Annotated in this window: 23 protein-coding genes, 1 tRNA gene and 1 pseudogene; 19 read left to right on the top strand and 6 right to left on the bottom strand. The window is 72.1% G+C overall.

Going from position 1 to position 24,768, the window contains the following annotated elements:
• The first annotated feature begins 466 nt into the window (after positions 1 to 466).
• Positions 467 to 826: a hypothetical protein gene (locus B1L11_RS39415; protein ID WP_079320331.1), complete on the top strand. Its 360-nt coding sequence runs from the start codon at positions 467 to 469 to the stop codon at positions 824 to 826.
• Positions 827 to 1,023: 197 nt separating this feature from the next.
• On the top strand, positions 1,024 to 1,563 hold the full coding sequence (locus B1L11_RS39410; protein ID WP_079320330.1) for a hypothetical protein: 540 nt from the start codon (positions 1,024 to 1,026) through the stop codon (positions 1,561 to 1,563).
• Here B1L11_RS39410 and B1L11_RS39405 read toward each other — a convergent pair.
• On the bottom strand, positions 1,541 to 2,929 hold the full coding sequence (locus B1L11_RS39405) for a PLP-dependent aminotransferase family protein (RefSeq protein ID WP_079320335.1): 1,389 nt from the start codon (positions 2,927 to 2,929) through the stop codon (positions 1,541 to 1,543). The two genes, B1L11_RS39410 and B1L11_RS39405, sit on opposite strands and share 23 nt — an antisense overlap.
• Positions 2,930 to 2,997: 68 nt before the next feature.
• Between B1L11_RS39405 and B1L11_RS39400 the strand changes: the two genes are divergently transcribed.
• The 13 genes and pseudogenes from B1L11_RS39400 to B1L11_RS54355 all read left to right on the top strand — a co-directional run bounded on the left by B1L11_RS39400 (position 2,998) and on the right by B1L11_RS54355 (position 14,765).
• Positions 2,998 to 3,645: a pyridoxamine 5'-phosphate oxidase family protein gene (locus B1L11_RS39400; RefSeq protein ID WP_079320329.1), complete on the top strand. Its 648-nt coding sequence runs from the start codon at positions 2,998 to 3,000 to the stop codon at positions 3,643 to 3,645.
• 108 nt (positions 3,646 to 3,753) lie between these two features.
• Positions 3,754 to 5,340: a serine/threonine-protein kinase gene (locus B1L11_RS39395; protein WP_079320328.1), complete on the top strand. Its 1,587-nt coding sequence runs from the start codon at positions 3,754 to 3,756 to the stop codon at positions 5,338 to 5,340.
• A complete protein-coding gene (locus B1L11_RS39390; RefSeq protein WP_143737877.1) occupies positions 5,337 to 6,104 on the top strand; it encodes a hypothetical protein in 768 nt (255 codons plus the stop codon). Before B1L11_RS39395 ends, B1L11_RS39390 begins: the two co-directional genes overlap by 4 nt.
• Complete coding sequence (locus tag B1L11_RS39385) at positions 6,101 to 6,676, top strand: hypothetical protein (RefSeq protein WP_079320326.1); 576 nt, start codon at positions 6,101 to 6,103, stop codon at positions 6,674 to 6,676. The genes B1L11_RS39390 and B1L11_RS39385 overlap by 4 nt, the downstream gene beginning before the upstream one ends.
• A gap of 19 nt (positions 6,677 to 6,695) precedes the next feature.
• Complete coding sequence (locus B1L11_RS39380) at positions 6,696 to 7,727, top strand: DUF2510 domain-containing protein (protein ID WP_079320325.1); 1,032 nt, start codon at positions 6,696 to 6,698, stop codon at positions 7,725 to 7,727.
• Positions 7,728 to 7,761: 34 nt separating this feature from the next.
• Entirely contained in the window at positions 7,762 to 8,358 is a 597-nt protein-coding gene (orn, locus tag B1L11_RS39375) for an oligoribonuclease (RefSeq protein WP_079320324.1), read from the top strand.
• A 91-nt stretch (positions 8,359 to 8,449) separates the two neighbouring features.
• Positions 8,450 to 8,525 (top strand) — tRNA-His (locus B1L11_RS39370).
• A gap of 91 nt (positions 8,526 to 8,616) precedes the next feature.
• Positions 8,617 to 9,141 (top strand): PadR family transcriptional regulator, encoded by a 525-nt coding sequence (locus tag B1L11_RS39365; protein ID WP_079320323.1) that lies wholly within the window; start codon positions 8,617 to 8,619, stop codon positions 9,139 to 9,141.
• Positions 9,081 to 9,818 (top strand): ABC transporter ATP-binding protein, encoded by a 738-nt coding sequence (locus tag B1L11_RS39360; protein WP_079320322.1) that lies wholly within the window; start codon positions 9,081 to 9,083, stop codon positions 9,816 to 9,818. Before B1L11_RS39365 ends, B1L11_RS39360 begins: the two co-directional genes overlap by 61 nt.
• Positions 9,815 to 10,741, top strand: a pseudogene (locus B1L11_RS55575) (hypothetical protein); the annotation flags it as partial. The gene B1L11_RS39360 and the pseudogene B1L11_RS55575, both read left to right, overlap by 4 nt.
• A gap of 787 nt (positions 10,742 to 11,528) precedes the next feature.
• Positions 11,529 to 11,981, top strand: a complete 453-nt coding sequence (locus B1L11_RS55570) for an FtsX-like permease family protein (RefSeq protein WP_372974771.1) — start codon at positions 11,529 to 11,531, stop codon at positions 11,979 to 11,981.
• 69 nt (positions 11,982 to 12,050) lie between these two features.
• Complete coding sequence (locus B1L11_RS39350) at positions 12,051 to 14,339, top strand: penicillin acylase family protein (RefSeq protein WP_256863276.1); 2,289 nt, start codon at positions 12,051 to 12,053, stop codon at positions 14,337 to 14,339.
• 111 nt (positions 14,340 to 14,450) lie between these two features.
• Entirely contained in the window at positions 14,451 to 14,765 is a 315-nt protein-coding gene (locus B1L11_RS54355; protein ID WP_079320321.1) for a response regulator transcription factor, read from the top strand.
• On the opposite strand, the gene lat is transcribed toward B1L11_RS54355, so the two are convergent.
• The 3 genes from lat to B1L11_RS39330 form a co-directional block, all read right to left on the bottom strand.
• Positions 14,673 to 15,959, bottom strand: coding sequence for an L-lysine 6-transaminase (gene lat, locus B1L11_RS39340; RefSeq protein WP_079320320.1), 1,287 nt, complete (start codon positions 15,957 to 15,959; stop codon positions 14,673 to 14,675). The genes B1L11_RS54355 and lat overlap by 93 nt on opposite strands.
• A gap of 98 nt (positions 15,960 to 16,057) precedes the next feature.
• Entirely contained in the window at positions 16,058 to 17,392 is a 1,335-nt protein-coding gene (locus B1L11_RS39335; RefSeq protein WP_079320319.1) for an APC family permease, read from the bottom strand.
• Positions 17,389 to 19,026 carry an amidohydrolase gene (locus tag B1L11_RS39330; protein WP_079320318.1) on the bottom strand — a complete coding sequence of 546 codons (1,638 nt, stop codon included), beginning with the start codon at positions 19,024 to 19,026 and terminating at the stop codon, positions 17,389 to 17,391. The genes B1L11_RS39335 and B1L11_RS39330 overlap by 4 nt, the downstream gene beginning before the upstream one ends.
• A 98-nt stretch (positions 19,027 to 19,124) precedes the next feature.
• On the opposite strand from B1L11_RS39330, the gene B1L11_RS39325 reads away from it, so the two are divergent.
• The 3 genes from B1L11_RS39325 (at position 19,125) to B1L11_RS39315 (ending at position 21,650) form a co-directional block, all read left to right on the top strand.
• On the top strand, positions 19,125 to 19,769 hold the full coding sequence (locus tag B1L11_RS39325) for a TetR/AcrR family transcriptional regulator (protein ID WP_218671589.1): 645 nt from the start codon (positions 19,125 to 19,127) through the stop codon (positions 19,767 to 19,769).
• Between the two features lie 79 nt (positions 19,770 to 19,848).
• The gene (locus tag B1L11_RS39320; RefSeq protein WP_079320316.1) at positions 19,849 to 21,207 is read left to right on the top strand and encodes a transaminase; all 1,359 of its coding nucleotides are present in this window, start codon (positions 19,849 to 19,851) and stop codon (positions 21,205 to 21,207) included.
• Positions 21,204 to 21,650, top strand: a complete 447-nt coding sequence (locus tag B1L11_RS39315; protein ID WP_204051412.1) for an Lrp/AsnC family transcriptional regulator — start codon at positions 21,204 to 21,206, stop codon at positions 21,648 to 21,650. Before B1L11_RS39320 ends, B1L11_RS39315 begins: the two co-directional genes overlap by 4 nt.
• A gap of 5 nt (positions 21,651 to 21,655) precedes the next feature.
• Here the strand turns inward: B1L11_RS39315 and B1L11_RS39310 are convergent, their stop codons facing one another.
• Positions 21,656 to 23,314, bottom strand: coding sequence for a penicillin-binding transpeptidase domain-containing protein (locus B1L11_RS39310; protein WP_079320315.1), 1,659 nt, complete (start codon positions 23,312 to 23,314; stop codon positions 21,656 to 21,658).
• 32 nt (positions 23,315 to 23,346) lie between these two features.
• Between B1L11_RS39310 and B1L11_RS39305 the strand changes: the two genes are divergently transcribed.
• Positions 23,347 to 24,189, top strand: a complete 843-nt coding sequence (locus B1L11_RS39305) for a spermidine synthase (protein ID WP_256863275.1) — start codon at positions 23,347 to 23,349, stop codon at positions 24,187 to 24,189.
• A 294-nt stretch (positions 24,190 to 24,483) separates the two neighbouring features.
• Here B1L11_RS39305 and B1L11_RS47525 read toward each other — a convergent pair.
• Positions 24,484 to 24,768 (bottom strand): HNH endonuclease signature motif containing protein (locus tag B1L11_RS47525; RefSeq protein WP_079320314.1); only part of this gene is annotated, 285 nt, incomplete at its 5' end.

Genomic DNA, 24,768 nt, shown 5'->3' with positions numbered 1-24,768 from the left:
GGACAGGCCGCGGGCGGGCCCGCTCCCGCCCGCTGCGGACCGCCCCGGTCATGCTCGCCGCCGTCTGCGTGTTCGGCGCGGCCGGTGGGCTCGCGCTGGTCTCCGGTCAGGCTCCGGCCGAACGGCTCGAGGCGATACGCGTACCTCCGACGGCGGCACCCGGAGACCCTGCCCCCGGAAACCCCGCCCCGGAGATTCCGAAGACCTGGCGCTGGGCCCGGAGGAAAGCGACCCGCCCACGGCGACACCCGCCGCCTCCGGCGACGAGACACCCCCACCGGACGGTTCCCCCCAATCGGCCGCGACCGCCCCGCCCCACACCACCGCACCCTCGGGGCGGTCGCGGCCGTCTCCCACGTCTCCCACCCGTACGCCACGCGCGCCCAAGCCGGCGCTGACGGCGCTGTGCCCCGGAGACCTGGGCGGGGCCGCGGGCGCGTCGATCACGCTGGCCGCGCGCAACGCCGTGGTCGAGTGGACGGCGGTCACCTCGGGCGGGATCGCGGTCTCGCCCCGGCACGGCAGGCTCCGCGCGGGCGCGAGCGGCCGGGTCACGCTCGCCGTCGTCGATCCCGGCGTCGCGGGCAGGGGCGTGGTGACCTTCGAGTCCACGGCCGGCCAGTACTCGGCCGGCCGGCCCTCGTGCCGGGTTGCCTGGGACGGCCGGGAGGGGAACGGCGACGCCGGCCCGGTGCCCGACCCGACCTCCGACACCACGACCGGTCCCACGTCCCGTCCCACGACCGAGTCCCCAGGCGGGTCGTCGGGCGGATCGGGCGACAGCCCGCCGCCGGCCGGCGACGTCGCGGCCACCCCCTCTTCCTGACGCATCCGTCACAGGATCACCAGTTGTTACACCAAAGTTGGAAGATTGGCACCCGCCAGTAACAATCAGGATTCGCGAGGTGTCAGCGGAAGTTTGAAAGGGGAAAAACGACGCGACCGAGGATTTGAGGGGGCATTGTGGCCCAAGCATGGCTGCCCGGCGCAAGCCGACTTCCCTCCCCCGGGGACTCCGGAGCGATGCTCGGAGGAGCCCCGAGGACCGTCTGGTTCATCTGGCCCGCCGATCCCCAAGGGGTCTCGGCCAGATCCGTCGCCCAGCGGCTGATCCAGCTCCGCCGGCCCTCCCACCTGGTGTGGAACCCGGTGACCGGGGAGATCGTCCAGTTGCTCCCGCCCACCAGGGCGGGCGGCGGGCTCGCCGCGGACCGCGGCAGGAACGGACGGGTCTGCGTGCAGATCCAAGTCATCGGCTCGGCGAGGGAACCGTTCACCGACACCAAGCTCGACGGCCTGGACGACATCCTGGCCTGGCTCGACTCCTGGGAGGTGCCGCGCCGCTGGCCAGCCGGCCCTCCGCTGCCCTATCCGCACTCCCTGGCCGCCGAGCGCAGCAAACGGCTGTGGGCGCGGGGCGGCCACTTCGGCCACTCCCAGGTGCCGGGCACCAGGGAGGGCGACCCGGGATCGATCGACATCGCCCGCATCATCGGCGAGGAGGCGCTCAACCTGGAGGTCCCCCTGCCCAGGAGCGAGCTCAGGCTCCTTCAGGAGGTATGAGCTCCCGGATCACCGCGCACCCGCGCCGTACGTCGGCCCTGGAGGCCGAGCCGTAGCCCAGCACGAGGCCGTGCACCCGAGGCGGCCCGAGGTGGTGGGGTTCGGTGGTGTCCAGGAGCACGCCGCGTTCCCCGGCCTGCCGTACGAGGCCGGGGACCACGCCGGCGGGCAGGGTGACCATCACGTGGAGCCCGGCCGTGTCGCCCCGCACGTACGGCCCGAGCGCCTCGACGATGGCCGCCCTCCGGCGGGCGTACTCCAGCCGCATCCTGCGCAGGTGCCGGTCGAGGTCGCCGCGTTCCAGCAGGGTCGCCACGGCCCGCTGGACCGGCCCGGACGTGCGGTCGGCGAGGTGCATCCGGCGCTCGGCGACGGCGTCGAGCAGGCCGGCGGGGGCGACCAGCCAGCCGAGCCCGACGTCGGGACCGAGCGACTTCGACAGCGTGCCGAGCAGCACCACCCGCCCGGGGTCGAGCCCGTAGAGCGCGGGCAGCGGCGCGACGTCGTAGCGGAACTCGGCGTCGTAGTCGTCCTCGACCACGATCGCGCCGGTCCTGCGCGCCCAGGCGAGCAGCTTCTCCCTGCGCGGGATCGGCAGCCTGCCGCCGACCGGGAACTGGTGCGCGGGCGTGGTGTAGAGCACCCGCAGGTCGTCGGGGAGCGCCTCGACGATCACGCCCTGCTCGTCCACCGGGCAGGGCACCACCTCCGCGCCCCGGGAGGCGAAGATCCGCCGGGCGGCCCGCCAGCCCGGCTCCTCCACCCCGGCCCGGCTTCCCGGGCCGAGCAGCGTGGCGGCGATCAGGTCGAGGCCGTTGCCGGTGCCCCTGGTGACCATGACGTTCCCCGCGCCCACCGGTACGGCCCTGGCCCTGCGCAGGTGCTCGGCCAGCAGTTCACGCAGCTCCGGATGGCCGTAGGGGTCGGGGAACGCGTTCAGCGCGAGCTCGCCGGCCGAGCGCCAGGCCCGCCGCCAGGCCGCCTCGTCGTACCCGAGCACCCACGGCCGGCCCGGGGCCGCCAGGTCCACCACTCCCGGGGGCGCCGGCGCGCGGTGGACGGCCCCGCGGGTCTCGGCCGCCTGCGCGACGGGCTTCTCGTATGGCAGGGTGTCGTCGGCCACGTAGGTGCCCGAGCCGTGCCGCCCGTCCAGCCACCCCTCGGCGTACAACTGCTGGTACGCGTCGGTCGCGACGGTCCTGCTGACCCCCAGCAGGGCGGCGAGGCCCCTCGTGGACGGCAGCCGCTCCCCCGCCCTGAGCCGGCCGGTGCGCATGGCCTCCCGCAGTTGGCCGGCCACCTGGACGGCGAGCGGCACCGGGGACTCGCGGTCCACCGCCAGCGGCACATCGATGGTCAGGCGCAAAGTGGTCTCTCCGTATCGGCGCAGAGTGGACGTGTTCCACCGGTCCACTTCGACCTAACGTAACGGACATGCTCTCCACAACCGCCCGTACCACCCTTAACCGCTCGAAGGACCGCGCCCGCACCGACCGCGCCGACCTGTACGCGATCCTGGACGCCGGGCTCATCTGTCACCTCGGAGTGCTGGCCGGCGGGTCCCCCATGGTGATCCCCAGCGGCTACGGGCGGATCGGCGACACCCTCTACCTGCACGGCTCCACGGGCGCGACCTCGCTGCGGGCCGCGCTCGGCAACCCGGTCTGCGTCACCGTGACCCACCTCGACGGGATCGTGCTGGCGCGCTCCGCGTTCCACCACTCCGTGAACTACCGGTCCGCGATGGTCTACGGCCTCGCCCGGATGGTGGACGACCCCGAGGAGCGGCTCGCCGGCCTGCGGGCCATCACCGAGCAGCTCGCCCCCGGGCAGTGGGACGTCGTACGCCTGCCGGACCGCAAGGAGATGGCCGCCACCGCCGTGGTCGCCCTGCCCCTGGAGGAGGCGTCCGTGAAGGTCAGGCAGGGGCCGCCGAAGGACGACGAGGAGGACTACGACCTGCCCGTCTGGGCCGGCGTGCTGCCGCTCACCGTGTCGTGGGGCGTTCCCGAGCCCGACCCCCGCCTCGCGCCCGGCATCCCGGTTCCCCCGCACGTCGAGGATCGGGGCCACCGCTCCTGACAGGAGCGACTGACTAAATCATGACTTCTCGGCGCATTGGGCGGTCCGTCACTAAGCTACGGTCTCGTCATTTGGCGGGGGCCCCAGGCGATGAGGAGACAGACCGTTATGCACGGCCAGACGGGCGCCTGGCGCGTCCCCGGCTATACGGAGATTCGTGAACTCGGCACGGGGGGCGCCGGGCGGGTGGTGCTCGCACGGCACGACGCCGACGACGTCCCCGTGGCCATCAAGTACCTGTCCGACGAGCTGATGGCGGACCTCCACTTCGTCGCCCGGTTCCGGCACGAGGCCCGCCTGCTCGCCGCCATGGACCCCAATCCGCACGCGGCGCGCTTCTACGAGTACGTCGAGACCGCGCGCGGCGCCGCCATCGTCATGGAGCTCATCGACGGCGTCTCGCTGCGCGCGATGCTCCGCTCCGAGGGCCCGACCGGCCCCGAGGCCGCGCTGACGGTGCTGAAGGGCTCGCTGCTCGGCCTGGCCGCGGCGCACTCCATCGGCGTCGTCCACCGGGACTACAAGCCCGAGAACGTCATGGTCGAGGCCGACGGCACCAGCAAGCTCGTCGACTTCGGCATCGCGGCGCAGTCCGGCGAGGGGGTCAGGGCGGCAGGGACGCCGCCGTACATGGCCCCGGAGCAGTGGTCGGGCGGCAAGGCCGGACCGGCGAGCGACGTCTACGCCGCCACCGTCGTCTTCTTCGAGTGCCTCACCGGCGGCCGGCCGTTCCGGGCGCAGAACATGGCCGCGCTGGCCCGCCAGCACCAGGCCACCCCTCCTCCGGTCGACGAGGTGCCGCCCCCGCTGCGCGACCTCGTGGAGCGCGGCATGGCCAAGCGGCCGGAGGACCGGTTCGCGTCGGCCGAGGAGTTCCTGCGGGAGCTCGAGGCCGTCGCCTCCGGCGCGTACGGCCCGGCCTGGGAGGAGCGCGGACGGCGCCGGCTCGCGGCGCTCGCCGGGCTGCTCGTGCCGTTCTTCCCGCTGAAGGAGAAGGCCCCGGAGACCGGCACCGCGCTGGCCGAGACGAGGCTCGGCGGGCTGCTGAGCCAGACCCGCATGAAGATCGGCCTCACCCTCGCCGGGATGGTCGTGATCGCGGGCGGAACGGTGGCGCTGGTCCAGACCGTGAGCGGCGGCACGACCCTGCAGGCCGGGACGACGATCGAGACGTCGAGCCCGCCCGCGGTCGATCCCTCGTCCATCGAGGTCGAGGACGACTCCGGCGGCGACCCCACCGAGGAGCCGACCGAGGAGCCGGAGGAGGCCACCCCCACCCCGGCGGCCACCAGCCCCAAGCCGGGCGCGTCCCCGACGCCGGCCGTGCAGCCCACCGTGACCCAGCCGACCCGCAGGCCCAGCCCCTCGCCGAAGCCGAAGCCGACCGCCAAGCCCTCGACCAGACCCACGGCCAAACCCACCACCAAGCCCACGCCGAAGCCCTCGCCCAAGCCCGTTCCCTCGGACGAGCCCACGGTCACGGTGGACCCGCCCGGCAACCCGCCGACGACCAGGCAGCCCAAGCCCACGCCGACTTCCAATCCGCCCACGACGCAGCCCTCCACCCAGCCCTCGCCGCAGCCTTCGACGCAGCCCTCGACCGATCCCCCCGACCGACAACCCGCCCACTCTGACGCTCTCACCCGGCGCCGCCTGGTGACGACCGGCCTGGTTCCCGCCACACTGGCCATGTGAGCATGCGAGAAGGCGTGACGGTCGCGGGACACCGGCTCACCGGCCGCACCCGGCCCAGCGAGGTCGGCACCTGGGCGGACGCCGTCTCCCCCGACGGGCGGCCGTCCGGTGTGCTGCGCTTCGATCCCCGGGCCGTCGCGACGGCCGAGGCACGTGAACGCCTCGTCGCGGCGGTCGGTGCCGACGTGCGTCTCCAGGGAGGCGGCCCGATCGGGCTGCTGCCCGTGATCGACCTGGTGGCCGCGCGTGACGAGGTCTGGCTGATCACCGCGCGGGCGACGCCGGCGGTCGCCGATCTGATGGCCGCCGGCCGCCTGGACCCGGGCGGCGCGGCGACCGTGCTCCTGGAGACCGCGCAGACGCTGCTCGCCGTGCACTCCGCCGGGTCGGCTCACGGCGCGCTGCATGCCGGAACCGTCGTGATCGGGGAGGACGGCTCGGTGCTGCTGGCCGAGCGCGGCCTGCTGCGGGCGCTGCGGGGCGAGCACGCGTCCGCGGAGCAGGACGTCGCGGCGTGGGTCGCGCTCGCCGGCGCGCTGGCCGCGAACTGCGGTCAGGGGCACGCCGCGGCGGCGCTGCGGCGCGCGGACGCGCCGCGGCCCATGGGCTGGCCGCCGCGCGAGACACCCTGCTCGCCGAGCGCGACGCGTTCCCCGGCCTGGGCAGGGAACGGCTGGCCCAGGCGGCACACGGCTTCTCCGCGCCCGCGTCCCCCGAGTTCCCCGCCGGCGCGGCGGCCGGCTCTTCCGGCGGAGAGGCGGTGACCCTGCTCGACCTGCCAGGTGCGGCGGACGCCCCCGGCGACGTGATGATGCGGTTCGGGCCGGGTGTGCCCACCGAGACCACCGCGGCGCAGATCTGGCGGGCCGGGCAGACCTCCAACGCCATCACGGCCACCCAGACCGGCGAGACGGCTCCCCGGCGGCGCCGGAGGCGTACGACGGCGTGGGCGGGGACGCTGCTGCTGGCGATCCTGATCGCGGCGGTGATCCTGTGGCTGCGTCAGACGCCGGGCGCGCCGCTCGCGGTGAGCGACGTCGACGTCAAGGCGCCCAAGAAGACGGTGCGCTGCGACGGCAGAGCCGATTTCGTCGGCGTCGTCACGACCAACGGCGAGGCCGGGACGATCCGCTACCTCTGGATCCGCAGCGACGACCGCAAGCCGCTGGAGCAGGAGCAGCGGATCTCCTCGGGAGACACGTCGGTGGACCTCCCCCTGCACTGGAAGGTGACCGGATCGGGGTCGTTCAAGGGCACGGCCACGCTCCGGGTCCTGTCCCCCACGACGTCCGGAAAGCCGATCCAGGACAGGGCAAGTTTCACCTACAAATGCTGATTTCATTAGTGTGGCGCGCATGACGACGACCCCCGCCGGCTGGTATCCGGACCCGTACGGCTCCCCTCTCCTCCGTTGGTGGGACGGCACCCAGTGGACCGACGCCACCCACGCTCACGGGCAGGAGGCCGGGGCGCCGCCTCAGGCCCCGCAACAGGCCCCGCAACAGGCCCCACAGCAGGCTCCTCAGCATGTCCCGCAGCAGGCCCCACAGTGGACGCAACCCCAGTGGGGGCCTCCGAACCACACGGCACAGCTTCCGATGCCCGAGTTCGGCGCGCCGCGGCGTACGGCGCCGGTCTGGCCGTGGATCGTGGGCGGCATCGCGGCGGTGGTCGTGCTCGCGCTGGTCATCGGCGGCGCGGTCATCGTCCTGCGCGATCGCGCCGGCGTGACCGTCGCCCGGCCGGACGCAACCGCGACGGCCCCGCAGCTCGACCAGACCGTGCCGCCCCGGCAGGAACCGCAGCAGTCCGCCCCGCCGCTGCCCCAGCTCCCCCAGCCGTCCGGTGGCCGCATCCAGGACCCGGCGACCGGCCTGTCGTACGCGTACCCGGGCGACAAGTGGCAGGTGCCGGAGTCGAAGGACGTCAACAACCCCGCCGACCCGACGAGTCCGCTGTGGACGAGCGGCTGCCAGGCGACATCCCAGGCGAACTACGACGGCAGGGGCAACGACTGGGTCGGCAGCGTCTACACGGCCGAGGTGCCCCAGATCTTCCCCTACAGCGGCGCCCAGGGCCTCGGGCGGCTCGCTCAAGGGCTGCTGCTCACCTACGACCAGGGCTGGTACGGCATCCAGCACGATCGCAAGATCCTGCGCAACGAGGCGCTGACCGTGAGCGGCAAGCAGGGCTGGGTCCTCGAGTTCGAGATGGACTTCACCAAGGTCGCCGAGGCCAACAACCTGAAGTGGAAGAAGGAGAAGGGCGCGATCATCCTGGTGGACCGCGGTCAGAACGCCCGTCCCGCGATGCTGTACGTCTCGGTGCCGGACAACCTGGACCAGTCGGTCATCAAGCGCGTCGAGGACTCGCTCCAATCTCAGTGACGTCCGCATTACCCTTCAGCATTACTCTTGAGCCATGACTGACCCGCTGGTCTGGATCGACTGTGAGATGACCGGGCTCGACCTCGGCCGTGACGCGCTGATCGAGGTGGCCTGTATCGTCACCGACAGCGAGCTGAACCAGCTGGATGAGGGCGTGGACGTCGTCATCAAGCCCCCCGCCGAGACGCTGGAGCAGATGTCCGAGGTCGTGCGCGAGATGCACACGACCTCCGGACTGCTGCGGGCGCTCGCGACGGGGGTGACCCTTGCGGAGGCCGAGGCCGTCGTGCTCGACTACATCCGCTCGCACGTGCCCGAGGCCAAGAAGGCGCCGCTGTGCGGCAACTCCATCGCGACCGACCGCGCGTTCATCGCCCGGGACATGCCGCTGGTGGACGCGTTCCTGCACTACCGGATGGTCGACGTCTCGTCGATCAAGGAACTGGCCCGCCGCTGGTATCCCCGGGTCTACTTCGCCTCACCGGAGAAGCAGGGCGGGCACCGCGCCCTGGCCGACATCACCGAGAGCATCCGGGAGCTGCGCTACTACCGGGCCGCGGTCTTCGTGCCACAGCCCGGCCCCGACTCCGCCACCGCCCGCGAGGTCGCGGAGACCGTCTCCGGGTCCTGACGCCCCGACGCGGAGGGCGAGCGGTATTGAGGGCGCGGAGGACTCCGAAATACCGCTACACTTTCTTCGTACGCCTCGCACGGCGGACATGGTGGGTGTAGCTCAGCTGGCAGAGCGCCAGGTTGTGGTCCTGGATGTCGTGGGTTCAAGTCCCATCACTCACCCCAATGGCGAACGCCGGTCCCGACGGACCGGCCGTTCGCTTTTTCATCGGCAGCTATCACCCGCGTATATACCCTCGGTGTATAGACTGCGGGCATGACCGTTCCCCTCGCGTTGCTCGGCCTGCTCGAACGGGAGCCGAGCCACGGATACGACCTGAAACGCGACTACGACACCTTCTTCGGCCGGGGCAGGCCACTGCCGTTCGGGCAGGTGTACTCCACGCTCGGCCGCCTGGCCAGGGACGGCAAGGTCACCGGGCAGAGCGAACCGGGCGACGGGCCGGACCGCAAGCGCTACGCCATCACTCCCCTGGGCAGGCAGGAGGTCGCCACGTGGCTGGCCGAGCCGGTCGCGGCCGAGCCGTACCTGCAGACGGTGCTGTTCACCAAGGTCGTGCTGGCGCTGATGCTGGGCCGGGACGCGGCCGGCTACCTGGACGCGCAGCGCGCCACGCACATGCGGCGCATGCGGGAACTGACGGAGGTCAAGCGCGGCGGCTCCCTGACCGACGCCCTGCTGGCCGACCACGCCATGTTCCACCTGGAGGCGGACCTGCGATGGATCGACGTCACCCAGGCCCGGCTGGGGGCCCTGGCCGAGACGGTACGGGCGTCGTGATCATCGAGGCTCGGAAGGTCAGCCGCTCCTACGGCAGCACGCCCGCGCTGCGGGAGGCGGACCTGTCGGTGGCCGCGGGCGAGGTCGTGGCGGTCATGGGTCCCAGCGGCTCGGGCAAGTCGACGCTGCTGCACTGCCTGGCCGGCATCTTCACGCCGGACAGCGGCGAGGTGTGGTTCGACGGACGCCGTCTGGACACGCTGGACGACGGCCGCCGCAGCGAACTGCGGCGCACCGCCTTCGGCTTCGTCTTCCAGTTCGGCCAGCTCGTGCCGGAGCTGACCGTCACCGACAACGTGATGCTGCCGCTGCTGCTGGGCCGTACCAGGAGAAAGCACGCCGAGCGGCGGGCGGCCGAATGGCTGGAGCGGCTGGAGCTGGCCGACCTGGGCGGCCGGCGCACCGGGGAGCTGTCCGGCGGGCAGGCGCAGCGCGTGGCGATCGCCAGAGCGCTGGTCACCCGGCCTCGGGTGGTCTTCGCCGACGAGCCGACCGGCGCGCTGGACACGCTCACCGGCGAGCACGTGATGAACCTGCTGGTGGGCCTGGCCCGTGAGGAGGGCGCCACCGTGATCGTGGTGACCCACGACGCCCGCGTGGCCGCCTGCGCCGACCGGGAGGTCGTGGTGCGCGACGGCCGTGTCTCCGACCCGTACACGACCGGGGCCGTCCGATGATCCGGCTGGGCCTGCGGCTGTCGCTGAGCAGCGGCAGGGAGGCGGCGGCCAGGCTGGCGCTGATCGTCGCCGGGGTGGCGGCGGGCGTCGCCGTGCTGCTGGCCACGCTGTCGCTGTTCAACGCCTTCCAGGCCACCGGCGGCCGTGCCTGCTGGGAGTGCACGAACGGCTCGGCGCCCAGCGGCTGGGCCCTCGACGCGACGGCCGACGGCGCGCTGTGGAACTACCACGAGGACTTCTACGGGGGCCGGACGATCAAGAGGCTGGACGCCGCCGCGCTCGGCGCCCGGGCACCGGTCGTCCCCGGCCTGTCCCGCATGCCCGGCCCGGGGCAGTATTACGCCTCGCCCGCGCTGGCCGCGCTGCTGGACTCGGCACCCCCTGAGGAACTGGCCGCCCGCTTCCCCGGCACCCGCGCCGGGCTGATCGGCGACGCGGCGCTGTCCGGGCCCGACGAGCTGGTCGTCGTGGTGGGACGGACGCCGGACCAGGTCGCCGCCATGCCCGGGGCCAGGCAGGTCGACACGGTTTCCACCATGCCCGCGGTCGACGAGAGCGCGGACGTCTACCGGTTCGGCTTCGGCCTCGCCGCCGTCGGGCTGATCGTCCCGCTGCTGGTGCTCGTGGGCACCGCCACCCGGCTGGCCGCGGCTCGCCGCGAGACCCGCTTCGCCGCGATCCGCCTGGTCGGCGCCACCACGCGGCAGGTCAACGTGCTCGCGGCGGTGGACGCCGCGCTGGGCGCGCTGACCGGCACACTGGCCGGTTTCGCGATCTTCCAGCTCGTACGGCCTGCCGTGACCGGGGTGCGGATCACCGGTGCCCGGTTCTTCCCCGACCTGGTCGCCCCGCACCTCTGGCAGTACGCGGCCGTGCTCGGCGGCGTGCCGGTGGTGGCGGCCTGCGCCGCCCTGTGGTCGCTGCGCCGGGTGCGGATCTCGCCGCTCGGCGTGGCGAGGAAGACCGCCGCGTCCCCGCCGCGAGCGTGGCGGGTGATCCCGCTGCTGGCGGGGCTGGGGATGTTCTTGGGCCCGGTGTACCGCAACGGCAAGCCCGACGATCTGCTGGCCTTCGTCGCGCTCGCGCTGGTCATGGCCGGGCTGATGCTGGCCGGCCCCTGGCTGACCATGGTCGCCGCACGCCTGGCCGCCCGGCTGACCCGGGGCGGGGCGACACTGCTGGCCGCGCGGCGCCTGGCCGCCGATCCGAAGACCGCCTTCAGGTCGGTGAGCGGGCTGGTGCTGGCGGTGTTCATCGGGACGACGATCGCCGCCCTCGTGCCGACGGTGGTCGCCGGGCAGCAGAAGGTGGCCGGGGGCACGCTCAACGACGTCCTGGGCGCCAGGTTCTCCCGGCCTGGCGTCTCCGGCCTGTCACCGCGGGCGGGGACGGAGCTGCTCGCCCGGCTGCGCGCCCGCCCGGGCGTGGACGTGCTGCCGATCTACGCCAGAGCGGACATGGAAGTCGTCCCCCCGCGGCCCGACGGCCCGCCGCCCGCGCCGTACGTCGTCGAGTGCTCCGATCTGGCCCGCTTCCCCCGTGCTCGGCCGCTGCCCTGTGAACATCGACGGCAGGGGCGCCCGGGCCGTGGCGGGCAACTTCGCCCGCATCGTCGGCGCCGACAACCCCCTCACCGTCGACAGACTCCTTCCGCTGGCGGGCCCGGCCAGCCCGCCCGCCTCCGCCGACGGGCTCGACCTGGCGGCCGTCATGATCACCACACGCGATCCCGCGACGTTGGAGCGGCTGCGCACCCTGCTGGCCGGCTACACCGTCGAAGCGCCGATGACCTTCGCCGAGGTCGCCCAGGTCAGGGCGGACCTGTACACCCGGGCGGAGAACGTCGCGCTGGCCATGGTCGGGCTCACCCTGATCGCCGGCGCCTGCGGCCTCGTGGTGGCGGCCGGCGGCGGGCTGGTGGAGCGCAGGCAGCCGTTCACCCTGCTGCGGCTGGCGGGCACGCCCACGCGTACCCTGGCCGCGGTGGTGCTGCTGGAGTCGGCGCTGCCGCTCGTGCTGGCCGCCGCGCTCGCCGCCGGCGCCGGCTTCGGTGTGGCCGAGCCGCTCATCGACGCCCTCGCGATGAAGAGCGCGTCGTTCGCGATGCCGGACCCGTCTACTTCGCCTCCCTCGGCGGCGGCCTGGCCGCCTCCCTCCTGGTGATCCTCACGACGCTGCCGCTGCTGCGGCGCATGACCACGCCCGACAACGCGCGTTTCGAATAGGAGTCCCATGAAGCTCATGCCTGCCGCGGCGATCTCGCTGGCGTTACTCGCCCCTCCCGTGCCCGCCGCGGCGGCCGACGGGAGTTACTCGGCCACGATCCGGCGCACCGAGTACGGCATCCCGCACGTCACCGCCAAGGACTACGGCGGCCTCGGATTCGGGTACGGCTACGCCTTCGCCCAGGACAACCTGTGCACGCTGGCCTCCTGGATGGTGACGCTGCGCGGCGAACGCTCCCGTTACTTCGGCCCGAAGGCCGAGTCCGACGACCCGGTCCGCCCGGTCGCCAACCTCGCCAGCGACGTCTACTACAAGAGCGTCGCCGAATCCGGCGTCGTACGGCGGCTGCTGGCCCGGCCCGCGCCGGTCGGCCCGAGCGACGAGCTGCGCCGCCTGGTGGACGGCTACGTCGCCGGATACAACCGCTACCTCGCGGACACGGGCGTGGAGAACCTGCCGGACCCCACGTGCCGGGGCAAGGCGTGGGTCGGCCCGATCACCGCCACCGACATGTGGAACAACCTGCTCGACCTCGACCGCATGGTCGGCAGCTCCCAGTTCAAGGAGGCCATCGCCGGGGTCGGCGAGGCCGAGGACGAGGGACCGCGGCCCAAGCCGGCCGCGGGCAGCAACGCCTGGGCCCTCGGCCGTCAGGCCACGCGCGGGAACGGCGGCATGGTGCTGGCCGACCCGCACTTCCCCTGGCAGGGGATCCGCCGCTTCTACCAGGTGCAGCTCACCATCCCCGGCGTGCTCGACGTCTCCGGCGGCAGCCTGTACGGCACGCCGGTCGTCCAGATCGGCCACAACGCCAGGGTCGCCTGGACCCACACCGTCTCCCACGCCCAGCGCTTCACCGTCTACCGGCTGAAGCTGGCGGACGACCAAAGCTACCTGGTGGACGGCCGGGCGGAGCCGATGGGCGAGCAGGAGGTGGAGGTCACCCTGCCGGACGGCACCGTCTCCGGCCACACGCTCCGCACCTCCCGCTACGGCCCGGTGCTCGCCGTCGGGCGTACCGACGAGGCCGCGTACGCGCTGGCCGACGCGAACGCAGCCAACCTGCGGGCGGCCGACGAGTGGCTGGCGATGGCCAGGGCGGGCAGCCTCGACGAGCTGCGGGCGGCCCAGCGGACCCACCAGGGGATGCCGTTCGTCCACACCCTCGCCACCGACGCGAGCGGAACCGCCTACTTCGCCGACACCTCGGTCGTCCCCCACGTCACCGACGCCGAGGCGAAGCGCTGCGCCAAGCCCTCGCCCGGGCCCTCGCCCGTTCCGGGCCTCGAGGCGTACGTCCTGGACGGCTCGACCTCCGCGTGCATGTGGGGCAGGGACGGAGACGCCGTCGTGCCGGGCGTCTTCGGGCCGGGCAACCAGCCGAGGCTGATCCGCGCCGACTACGTGGCCAACTCCAACAACACCTACTGGATGACGAACCCGGCGAAGCCGCTCACCGGCTATCCCAAGGCGTACGGCGAGACGGGCACCGAACTGGAGCCGCGTCCCCGGGTCAGCCTCGACATGATCGCCCAGCGGCTGTCCGGGACCGACGGTCTCGGCGCGCCCGGCTTCACACTGGAGACGCTGCAGGCCACGGTGCGCGGCAAGCGCAACCTCACTTTCGAGCTCATGCGCGACGACCTGCTGAAGCTGTGCCGTACCGACTCCGAACTCCGGGACGCGCGCGAGGCCTGCCGGACGCTGGGGAAGTGGAACGGGCGCGCCACCCTGGACGGCGAGGGCGCCGTCCTGTGGCGCGAGTTCTTCACCCGGCTGGGCCGTCCCACCAAGCCGGGAGAGCCGGTCTTCAGCCCCTGGCGGGTGCCGTTCGATCCCGCGCGTCCGCTGACCACCCCGAGCGGGCTCAAGACCGACGACCCGGCCGTGCGGCAGGCCCTCGCCGACGCCGTGCTCCACTTCACGTCCAACAGGATCCCCCTGACGCTCACCCCCGGGCAGGCGCAGAGCTACGCCTCGATCCCGATCCCCGGCTGCACGGAAGGGGAGGGCTGCTTCGACCGGGTGCGCACGGGCGGACCGCTGGGCACGGACGGACGCTACCCGGAGGTGAACACCGGATCCAGCTTCATGATGGCCGTCGCGCTCACTCCCGAAGGCCCGCGCACGCGGACCGTCCTCACCTACTCCCTGTCCGCCAACCCCGCCTCGCCCCACCACACCGACCAGACGGCCCTGTTCTCGCACGGCGGGTGGGTCACGGAGCGCTTCACCGAGGCGGAGATCGCCGCCGATCCGCACCTCGAGACCGTCACGGTCCGTGGGGGGCGTTGACCCGGGCAAGTCAGTGCACTTTTCCCCAAAGGTGGACGATGCGGGTTATGCTGCCTCACAACCGCCGTGCGGGGGCCTCGGCGATCTCTGATCGTCTTCTACGGAGGCCGGATGAGAATCGACGACCGCACCGCAATGGGGCTGAGCAAGCGGGAGACCGAGGTCATGGAGCTGATCGCGACCGGTCGCTCCAATGGCGAGATCGCCCGGCTGCTGTTCCTGAGCGAGAAGACCGTGAAGAACCACGTCAACCGCATCTACGCCAAGCTGGGCGTGGACTCGAGGATGACGGCCATCTGCCGCTGGCGCGGCGAACCCGCGCCCGCGGCGCCGTCAGCCCCCGGCCAGATCCCCGGTGAGGACGGCGCGCAGGCCGTCCAGCCCGTACTCAAGCTCGTCGGGCTGGACGGACAGGGCAGGGCGTAGCCGTACGGACCGCTCGCCGCAGCGCAGGACCAGGATCGCGCGTTCCTCCCGGAGCCGGGTGACCAGAGCTCCGGGGTCGGGGACGTCGAAGGCGCACATCAGCCCGCGTCCGCGCGCGTTGGCGACCAGGCCCTCGGCCTCCAGCCCCTGGAGGGCGCCGAGCAGCTTCTCGCCCAGGATGGCCGCCCTCGGGATGAGGCCGTCCCGCTCGACGATCTCCAGCATCCGGCGGGAGCGCACCATGTCGACCAGGCCGCCGCCCCAGGTGGAGTTGATCCTGCCGCTGACCCGGAACACGTTGTCGGGCACGAGGTCCACCCTGCGGCCCGCCATGATGCCGCCGACCTGGACCTTCTTCGCGAAGGCCACGATGTCGGGGGCCAGGCCGAGCTGCTGGTACGCCCAGGGGGTGCCGGTCAGGCCGACGCCGGTCTGCACCTCGTCCACGACGAACAGGGCCTCGTACTCGTGGCAGAGCGCCTGCATCGCCTGGAGGAACTCGGGGCGCATGTGGTTGTCGCCGCCCTCGCCCTGGATCGGCTCGGCGATGAAGCAGGCGATGTCGTGGCGGAACCGCTCGAACGCCTCCCTGGCCTGCGCCAGCGCCCGTTCCTCCGCCCGCTCGACGTCCCCGAAGTGGATGGCGGGGACGTCGACGCGCGGCCAGCAGAACCGGGGGAACCTGTCGGTCTTGACGGGATCGGTGTTGGTGAGCGAGAGCGTGTAGCCACCGCGGCCGTGGAAGGCCCGGGTGAGGTGGAGGACCCGGGTGCCGAGGCCGGGGTGGCGGCCGTGGGCCTCATTCCAGCGGCTCTTCCAGTCGAAGGCGCACTTGAGCGCGTTCTCCACGGCCGCCGACCCGCCCTCGACGAAGAACAGGTGCGGCAGTTCGGGGTCGCCGAGCACCCGCCGGAACGTCTCCACGAACTCGGCGAGGTGGACGGTGTACATGTCGGAGTTGGCCGGCTTGTTGGCGGCCACCCGGCCGAGCAGTGCGACGAACTCCGGGTCGTCGGCGAACGGGTTCACCCCGAGGGGCGACGACGCGAAGAACGTGTAGAAGTCGAGATACCTCCGGCCGTCCCGGGCGTCGACCAGCCAGGAGCCTGCGCTCCTGTCCAGGTCGAGCACGAGACGGTAGCCGTCGACGAGCAGGTGCCGTGCGAGGGCGTCGTGCACAGTGGTGGGGTCCATTTCGCCTCCGCCTCATACTGGGAAACGAGATGATTCCCTCACATCTGGCCGTCTATGTGAATAGTTTCCACTCAGATAGCACCTGAAGAGGACATTTTTCAGGCCGCGAGGGTAGGTTCCGCATCCGAGAAGCTCATCACGGGCGGCCTGCGGGTGAACATCCTCGTCAGCGCGAGGAGATAGACGAACCCCACCGCCATCCAGATCAGGCCGACCGTGAACGTGACGCCCGAGAGGCTGGTCCACAGCCAGATCGTCAGCGCGAAGCCCACCAGCGGGACCAGGCCGTACCTGACCAGGTCGGCGGCCGAGCGGCGCCCCTCGTCGAGCACGTAGTGCTTGACGACCGTGAGGTTGACCATGGAGAAGGCGATGAGCGCGCCGAAGTTGACCATGACCACGGCGTTGTCCAGGCTGATGAACAGCGCGACGAGCGAGACCGCCGACACCACGGCGGTGGCGACGATCGGGGTGCGGAAGCGCGGGTGCAGCCGGGCGAAGGCCGCCCGGGGCAGCACGCCGTCACGCCCCATCGAGTAGAGGATGCGCGAGACGCTCGCCTGGGTGGTCATGGCCGACCCGAAGGCGCCGACCACGTAGATCCCGACGAAGATCGTCTCGAACGCGGCGCCGCCGAGCGCGGACATGATGTCCACACCCGCCGTGTCCGCGTTGGCGAAGTCGTCGTACCCGGGGTGGACGAGGCTGCCCATCCACGCGACCAGGATGAACAGCAGGCCGCCGATGAGCGTGGTGAGCACGATGGCGCGGGGGATCGCCCGGCGGGGCTCCCTCGCCTCCTCCGACAGGGTCGAGACGGCGTCGAACCCGAGGAAGCTCAGCGCCAGGATCGCCGCGCCCGCGAACACGCCCGAGCCCGGGGTGAAGGGCGCGAAGGGCGACGGCGCCGGGTGACCGGCCAGGTGCTTCAGCGACAGCGCGGCGAACACCACGATCAGCACCACCGACAGCCCGACGACCAGGACGTTGACCCGGTTCATCACCGTGATGCCGACGACGTTGAGCACGAGCACCAGCAGCAGCGCCGCCAGGGTGAAGATCCACTGGGGCACCTCGGGGAACTGGCTGTTGAGGTAGATCCCGATGAGCAGGAAGTTGATCATCGGGAGGAACAGGTAGTCCAGCATCAGCGTCCACCCGGTCATGAAGCCGATGTGACCGCCGAAGGTCTGCTGGGTGTAGGTGTAGGCGGACCCGGCGGTGGGGTACGCCCTGGCCATCCTGCCGTAGCTGAACGCCGTGAACAGCATGACCACGAGGGCGACCACGTAGGCCGCCGGCAGGTGGCCCTCGGTGACCTGGGTGACGGCGCCATAGGTGGTGAAGACGGCGACCGGGGCGAGGTAGGTCAGCCCGAACAAGGTCAGTCCGGGAACGCCGAGGACGCGCTTCAGTCCGGCGGGTTCGGTCATACGCCACTCCTGTTGGCTGGGAGGAAGGTTCTCACGCCGGCCGCCCACGTGCCGAGGACGGTCGTCGTCTCCGCGATGTCATGGGGGTCCAGCCGCCGGACGTCGCCGTCCAGCCAGACCAGGTCGGCCACCTTTCCGGGGGCCAGGGTGCCGCGCTCCTCCTCGGCGAACGCCTGGTGGGCGACCCCCGCGGTGTACGCCGACAGCGCCTCCTCGATGCCGATCCGCTCCTCGGGCAGCCAGCCACCGGACGGCTCACGCTCGGCGTTCTCCCGCGTCACCGCGACCGGCAGCCCGGCCAGCGGGCGGTGGTCGCTCACCGGCCAGTCGCTGCCGAAGGATACGTGCACTCCGGAGCGCAGCAGCGAACCGATGAGGTACTGCCGCCGGGCCCGATCCGGCCCGATCCTGGGGAAGGTCAGCTTCGTCATCGGGGGATCGGTGCGCGCCCACAGGGGCTGGAGGTTGGCGATCACGCCGAGCCTGGCGAACCTGGGCAGGTCCTCCTCCGCGAGCACCTGCACGTGGGCGATCACCGGCCTGCGGTCGCGCGGGCCGTTCACCCGCGTCACGTGCTCGATCGCGTCCAGCGCGGTGCGGATGCCCGCGTCGCCGATCGCGTGCAGGTGCGCCTGCAGGCCCATCGCGTCCACCGCCGTCAGGGCCTCGAGCAGCTCGCCGTACGGCCAGACGGGCATGCCCCGGGTGCAGGGATCGTCGCTGTACGGCGCGAGCAGCGACGCCGTGCGGTTCTCCAGGATGCCGTCGATGAAGAATTTGACGGTGCGGGCGGTGAGCCGGTCGTGCCCGAGCGTTCGCACCCGCTCGCGGTCGGCGGCGAACTCGGCGAGTTGCTCGCGCCACCGCACGGGATCCGCGCGGAAGGCGAGGTTGACCCGGGTGGCCAGCAGCCCGCGGCGGGCCGCCTCCAGGTAGGCCTCGACCGTGCCGTGCTCCACCCACGCGTCCTGGATCCAGGTGACCCCGGCCGCCGCGTACGCCTGGGTGGCGGCGGCGAGCGCGGTGACGAGGTCCTCGGTGGTGCGGGCCGGGGCGGCGGCGAGGACCGCGTCCACCGCGTCCCACTCCATCATGGTTCCGAGCAGCTCGCCGTCCGGGCGGCGGGCGAACCGGCCGCGAGGGGTGTCGGGCGTCGAAGCGTCCAGGCCGGCCCGCCGCATGGCCTCGGAGTTGCACCACAACGTGTGGTAGTCCCAGGCCCGCAGCGCGACCGGCCGGTCGGGCGCCGCCTCGTCCAGCCACCGGGCGTCGAACAGGCCGTCGGGGACGATCGTGGCGTCGTAGCCGCCCCCGATGATCCACCCGTCGCCGGGATGCGCGTCGGCGTGGCGGCGGACCTCCTCGACGATCTCCGCGACCGTGCTCAGCCCTCTGACCTGCGGGCCCAACGCCTCGAACCCGGCGTGATCGGGATGGCAGTGGCCGTCGCCGAAGGCCGGTAACAGCATCCCGCCGCGTAGGTCGACACGGTCGTCGTGGGTTCCCGCCAGGGCGGCGGCTCCGAGTGCTTCTATCCGGCCGTCCCGTACGGACAGGGCGTCGGTGGTCGTGCCGGTGCCCGTCCAGATGGTGCCGCCGTGAAAGAGGGTGCGGCGAAGCAGGATGCGCGACATGGGCGTCCCGATAAATCGAATGGCGTTCGTTTAGTGGGATGAGGATAGGTTGTCGGCGGGCAAAGCGGAAGGGGGCTGCGAGCCGAATGCGGCGGCGAGTGGGACGGCCGGCGAAGCCGGTGTTGAGCAGGGAGGCCATCGCGCGGGCCGCGCTGGCCCTCATCGACGACGCCGGAGCCGAGGGTTTCTCCATGGCCGCCCTCGCCGAACGGCTGGGCGTGCGGCCGTCCTCGCTCTACAACCACGTGAGCGGCAAGGACGACATCCTGGCGGCGGTCCGCGAGATCGTCTCCGACGCCATCGACGCCTCTATGTTCGCCGTGCTGCCCTGGGACGAGGCGCTGGTGCGGTGGGCCCATGGCTACCGCGACGCGTTCGCCGCCCACCCGCCCGCGATCTCCCTGCTGGCCACGCTGCCGATCACCGGAGCCCTGCGGACGCTGCGGATGTACGAGGAGGTCGTCGGCGGGCTGCGGCGCGGCGGCTGGCCGGAGGCGATGGTCATCCCCGTGATGGTCGCCGTGGAGTCGTTCATCCTCGGCTCGGCGCTCGACCTGGTGGCGCCGCCCGACATGTTCGACGCCGGGCCGCTGGCCGCGCAGGTCCCCGTCTTCGCCGCCACGGTGCGCGCCCGCGACGACGCCGCGACCGCAAGCGGACGCCCGCCGGCGGACCTGTCCTTCGAGGTCGGACTGGCCGCGATCGTGGAGGGACTGCGACGGACGCTCGCGGCCATGGGGTGACGATTCGGAAGCGTTTGTGTACCTTTGCTTCAGATTCCGTGGTTCTGCACGGAGTGCAGCGATCTTTTCTGAGGCAGGGATGATGATCGACCGTACTCGCCTGGCCCGGCTGCTCGACCGCGAGCGCGACGCGTTCCGGGAGCGCAACCCGCGCTCGGCCGCCGCGTACGAGCAGGCGAGAGGCCACCTGTTCGGCGGCGTGCCGATGACGTGGATGAACAAGACGGCCGCGGGCTTCCCGCTCTACCTCGCCGAGGCCCGCGGCGCCCGCGTCACCGACCTCGACGGCCACGAGTACGTCGACCTCTGCCTCGGCGACACCGGCGCGATGGCCGGGCACTCCCCTCAGGCCACCGTGGACGCCGTGGCCGACCGGTTCGGCCGCCGGGGCGGCGCCACGGTGATGATGCCGACCGAGGACGCCGCCTGGGTCGGCGCCGAACTCGGCCGCCGGTTCGGCCTGCCCTACTGGAGCTTCTCGCTGACGGCCACGGACGCCAACCGATGGGCGATCCGGCTGGCCAGGGCGATCACCGGCAGGCCCAAGATCCTCGTGAACAGCTACTGCTACCACGGCAGCGTGGACGAGGTACTGATCGTCGTCGACCAGGACGGCCGCCAGGTGTCCCGCGAGGGCAACGTCGGCGCGCCGGTCGATCCCACCGTCACCTCGCGCGTCGTGGAGTTCAACGACCTGCCCTCGCTGGAGCGCGAACTGGCGTACGGCGACGTCGCGGCGGTCCTCATGGAGCCCGCCCTCACCAACATCGGGATCGTGCTGCCCGAGCCGGGCTACCTGGAGGGCGTCAGGGAACTGACCCGGCGGTACGGCAGCCTGCTGATCAACGACGAGACGCACACCTTCTCGGCGGGCCCGGGCGGCTGCACGAAGGCGTGGGACCTGCACCCCGACATCGTGACGATCGGCAAGGCGATCGGCGGCGGCATCCCGAGCGGCGGTTACGGCCTGTCCGCCGAGGTCGCCGCGCGCATCGAGGCGATGGACGGGCTCGACCTGGTCGACATGGGCGGGGTCGGCGGCACGCTGGCCGGCAACGCCCTGTCGGTCGCCGCGATGCGCGCCACGCTGGAGCACGTGCTCACCGACGACGCGTTCGCCGCCATGACCGAGCTGGCGACCCGCTTCACGAAGGGCGTCCAGGAGGTGATCGACGCGCACGGCCTGCCGTGGTCGGTCACGCAGCTCGGGGCGCGCGCCGAGTATCGATTCACCAGCCCGGCCCCCCGCAACGGCGGCGAGTCGAACGCGGCCGGCGACCCCGACCTGGACGACTACCTGCACGTCTACCTGGCCAACCGGGGCGTGCTGCTCACGCCGTTCCACAACATGGCGTTGATGTCCCCCGCCACCACCGAGGCGGACGTCGACCGGCACCACGAGATCTTCGCGGCCGCCGTCGCCGACCTGGTCGCATGACACTGGACGAGATCGACCGGGTCCTGCTGCGCGAGCTGCAGCGGGACGGCCGGGCCTCCTACGCCGCGCTCGCCGAGGCCACCGGCCTGTCCGCCCCCGCCGTACGGCAGCGGGTGCAGCGGCTGCGCGACGAGGGCGTCGTCCAGATCGTCGGGGTCACCGACCCGATGGCGCTGGGCCTGCCGGTCATGGCGCTGATCGGCGTCCGCGTCGACAGCGACGTGCACGAGGTCGCCGACCGGATCAGCGAGCTGTCCGGGGTGATCTACGTGGTGCTCACGGCGGGCTCGTTCGACCTGTTCGTCGAGGTGGTGTGCCGGGAACCGGCCGAGCTGCTCAGCGTGCTCAACGACCACGTCAAGCGGGTGCCGGGCGTCACCAGGGCCGAGGCGTTCACCTACTTCGGGATCCACACGCACCGGTTCGCCTGGCCCGGCGTCTGAGGGTCCTAAAGGGCTTTCAGGAAGCGGGCGGCGATGGGGACGGCGGCACCGCGGCCGGTGCCGCCGTGCTCGACGAACACGGCGAAGGCGAGGTCACCCCGGTAGCCGATGAACCAGGCGTGGTCCTGACCGCCCTGCCAGTCCTCCGCGGTGCCGGTCTTCCCCGCGACCCCCTGGGGCAGCTCCGAACCGGCGGCGGTCCCGTCGACCGTGACCGCGCTCATCAGCGAGCGAAGTCCCTCCGCCACGTTGGACGGCAGGGGCACCACGCTCTGCGGCAGCTCCCCCTGCGGCGCCTCGTCCGCCAGCGGGCGGGCCGGCCGCCACTCCCCGCTCTCCACCGCGGCGGCGACCAGCGCCATGCACAGCGGAGTCGCCTCGACCGTGCCCTGTCCGAAGGAGTCCTCGGCGAGCGCGTCCGGGTTCTCCGGCCGCCGCAGGCTGCCGCACATGCTCGTGCCGGCGCTCTCCCCCTGCACGCCGAAGCCGAACGCCCTGGCCTGGTCGACCAGTGTGTCACCGTTCAGCCGCTCGATGGTCAGCCGGGCGAACGTGGTGTTGCACGACAGGGCGAACGCCTGGCGCAGTGTGACCGTCCCGTGGTCCTCGTTGTGGTAGTTGGGGATCGACCGGTGGAAGGGGATCTGGTAGGCCGCAGGGCACTCCACCGTGCTGTCGGGAGACAGTCCGTTGTTGAGCAGGGCCGCCGCCGTGACCGTCTTGAACGTCGAGCCGGGGGCGTACTTGCGCTCGAACGCCGCCCGGTCACCCAGCTTGTCCGAGACCGCGAGAATCTCCCTCGTGGACGGCCGTACGGCGACGATGGCGGCCCGCTGCACGCCGTCGAGCGCCCGGGCCGCCGCGGCCTGCACCGCGTAGTCGATGGTGGTCCGTACGCCGACCGGCCGCTTCTCGGGCTTGTAGGACAGGACGGTCTTCGCCGGCAGGCCCGGATTGTCGATCTGCAGCGCCCATCCCACGGCCACGCCGGCCGTGGGCGCCACCCCCTGGTTCATCAGGTTGTCGAGGTACGCCTCGGCGCCCGAGTTCTGCGGGAACTCCCGCCCTCCCCTCGTCACCGGCCGAAGCGGCCCGGCGTCCGGCTCGGTCCTGACGAGACTTCCGCCGGGCTGGATCTCCGGATGCAGGACCGCAGGCGTCCAGACGACCTTCCAGGTGAGATCCCGTACGGCCAGGTGCAGGCTGGAGTCGAAGCGCCAGGTGCCGGCGTCCTGCTCGTCGCGCTCCTGGGTGAAGGGGATCTCGGCCGTATCGTCCCCGGTGCGTACGAGGTTGCCGACCGTGATCCGCAGCGACTTGGAGAGTGCGGCGTCCTCGAACTCGCGGTGCTGGTCCGCGAAGTCGTCCGGAGGATCGTCGACCAGTTCGCGCATGGCGTCGTAGTCGCTCTTGACCCAGGCCTGGAAATAGGCGGCGGCCGTCTCGTCGGGAGAGCCCTCCGGGGAGCTTGCGGGGGACGGCTCGGGAGATGTGTCCGGGCGGAGTTGGAGCGTCTGCGGGCCGGCGGGTGCGGGCGTCCCCCGCGGCGCGGCGACGAAGTCCGAGACCGGCTCCTCCCTGCCGGACACAATGAGTCCGGCAACGCCGAAGACGAAGATGGCCGCGGCGACCATGACGAGGGCGAGCAGGGCCCTGTTCCGCATACGGTTCTCATATCACGCGAAAGGAGCCATAGGTGGCAAGGAGCAGAGAACCGTTGCCAGGCCGCTATCCAGTGACCTTCGGCGAGGTGGAGCTCCTGCGCGACCTCGACCGGCCGGACGGGTGGATGCTCATCAGGGACGGAGTCCCCCAGTCGTACGTGGATCTGACCGATCCCACCTATCTGGACTTCTCGTACACGCAGCTCATGGCCAGCGTGATCGACTGCCTACCCGAAGGCCCGCTCGACGCCGTCCACATCGGTGGCGGCGCCTGCACGATCCCGCGCTACATCTCCGCGCGGCGGCCCGGCTCCCGGCACATCGTCGTCGAACCGGACGCCGGGCTGGTCCAGCTCGTACGCGACCAGCTCAACCTCAAGTCGGTGCCCCGCCTGAAGGTCCGGGTGGCGGACGGCCGCGCGGCGACGGCGAACCTCGGGGACGACTCGGCCGACCTGTTCGTGCTCGACGCGTTCTCGGGCGCGACGATGCCGGTCGAACTGGCGACCGTCCAGTACATGGCGGAGATCGCCCGCGTCCTGCGCCCCTCCGGCACCACGCTGATCAACGTGGCGGACGGCAAGGGCCTGCCCTTCGTCAAGCGGGTCGCCTCCACGGTGAGCCGTGTCTTCCCGCACGCCGCGCTGCTGGCCGAACCCGGCATCCTGCGCGGGCGCAGGTTCGGCAACGTCGTCCTGGCGGCCTCGCCCGGGGACCTGCCGATCGAGGCACTCACCAGGAAGGCGGCGGGCGGCCTCACCCAGGCTCGATGCCTGGCGGACGAGGACCTGACCCGTCTGGTCGCGGGGGCCGCTCCCATCCACGACGGCGACGCCGTCCTCGCCCCCGTCCCCCCGCCAGGGCTGTTCGACTAGTGGATGTGTCCACGAACCTCGGCCGGATCGGTCCACGGCTGTTGGCCGAGTCGGTACACGTTGCCGGATCGGTCCACGAGCGTTGGCCGAGTCAGTGCACGTTGGCTGGGTCGGTGCACGTGGGCCGGGTCGGTGCACGTGGGCCGGGTCGGTCACTGCGCCGGAAGGAACCTCCGGTCCTCGCGAAGCCCGCTCCGCTGGGCCTTCGCTGCGGTCCTCGCTCCCTTCCGCTCCGCTCCCTCTACCCCGATGAGTCCGTAGACAGCCCACTACCGACCCTCGGGTCCTGCCCGCCTAGATCCGTAGTCGCCGGGCTCTTATGTGGGTCGGGTGGTAGGTGAAGGCCCAGCGGTCGGTGCCTTCTTTGCGGCGGGTGTAGCGGTCGGGGTGGCGGTAGCGGTCGCGGTTGTGGAACTGGCAGGCGGGTCCGAGCAGTTTCAGGTCGGTGAGGCCGCCGGTGCTCCAGTTGTCGGCGTGGTCGATCTGGCACATGGTGGCGGGTAGGGGGCAGCCGTCGATCCAGCAGGTGGCGTAGCGGGCGAAGATCGCGCGTCGTTGGGCGGGGGTGGCCAGGCGGAC

This window comes from Microbispora sp. GKU 823, assembly GCF_002027145.1.
Lineage (GTDB): Bacteria > Actinomycetota > Actinomycetes > Streptosporangiales > Streptosporangiaceae > Microbispora > Microbispora siamensis.
This window is presented reverse-complemented; position numbering and strand designations above follow the sequence as displayed.

Bases quoted from the DNA above. Each gene is read 5' to 3' on its own strand.
- B1L11_RS39410 (WP_079320330.1), top strand. From the start codon at position 1,024: ATGCTCGGAGGAGCCCCGAGGACCGTCTGGTTCATCTGGCCCGCCGAT.
- B1L11_RS39400 (WP_079320329.1), top strand. From the start codon at position 2,998: ATGCTCTCCACAACCGCCCGTACCACCCTTAACCGCTCGAAGGACCGC.
- B1L11_RS39395 (WP_079320328.1), top strand. From the start codon at position 3,754: ATGCACGGCCAGACGGGCGCCTGGCGCGTCCCCGGCTATACGGAGATT.
- B1L11_RS39380 (WP_079320325.1), top strand. From the start codon at position 6,696: ATGACGACGACCCCCGCCGGCTGGTATCCGGACCCGTACGGCTCCCCT.
- orn (WP_079320324.1), top strand. From the start codon at position 7,762: ATGACTGACCCGCTGGTCTGGATCGACTGTGAGATGACCGGGCTCGAC.
- B1L11_RS39365 (WP_079320323.1), top strand. From the start codon at position 8,617: ATGACCGTTCCCCTCGCGTTGCTCGGCCTGCTCGAACGGGAGCCGAGC.
- B1L11_RS39360 (WP_079320322.1), top strand. From the start codon at position 9,081: ATGGATCGACGTCACCCAGGCCCGGCTGGGGGCCCTGGCCGAGACGGT.
- B1L11_RS55570 (WP_372974771.1), top strand. From the start codon at position 11,529: ATGATCACCACACGCGATCCCGCGACGTTGGAGCGGCTGCGCACCCTG.
- B1L11_RS39350 (WP_256863276.1), top strand. From the start codon at position 12,051: ATGAAGCTCATGCCTGCCGCGGCGATCTCGCTGGCGTTACTCGCCCCT.
- B1L11_RS54355 (WP_079320321.1), top strand. From the start codon at position 14,451: ATGAGAATCGACGACCGCACCGCAATGGGGCTGAGCAAGCGGGAGACC.
- lat (WP_079320320.1), bottom strand. From the start codon at position 15,959: ATGGACCCCACCACTGTGCACGACGCCCTCGCACGGCACCTGCTCGTC.
- B1L11_RS39335 (WP_079320319.1), bottom strand. From the start codon at position 17,392: ATGACCGAACCCGCCGGACTGAAGCGCGTCCTCGGCGTTCCCGGACTG.
- B1L11_RS39330 (WP_079320318.1), bottom strand. From the start codon at position 19,026: ATGTCGCGCATCCTGCTTCGCCGCACCCTCTTTCACGGCGGCACCATC.
- B1L11_RS39320 (WP_079320316.1), top strand. From the start codon at position 19,849: ATGATGATCGACCGTACTCGCCTGGCCCGGCTGCTCGACCGCGAGCGC.
- B1L11_RS39315 (WP_204051412.1), top strand. From the start codon at position 21,204: ATGACACTGGACGAGATCGACCGGGTCCTGCTGCGCGAGCTGCAGCGG.
- B1L11_RS39310 (WP_079320315.1), bottom strand. From the start codon at position 23,314: ATGCGGAACAGGGCCCTGCTCGCCCTCGTCATGGTCGCCGCGGCCATC.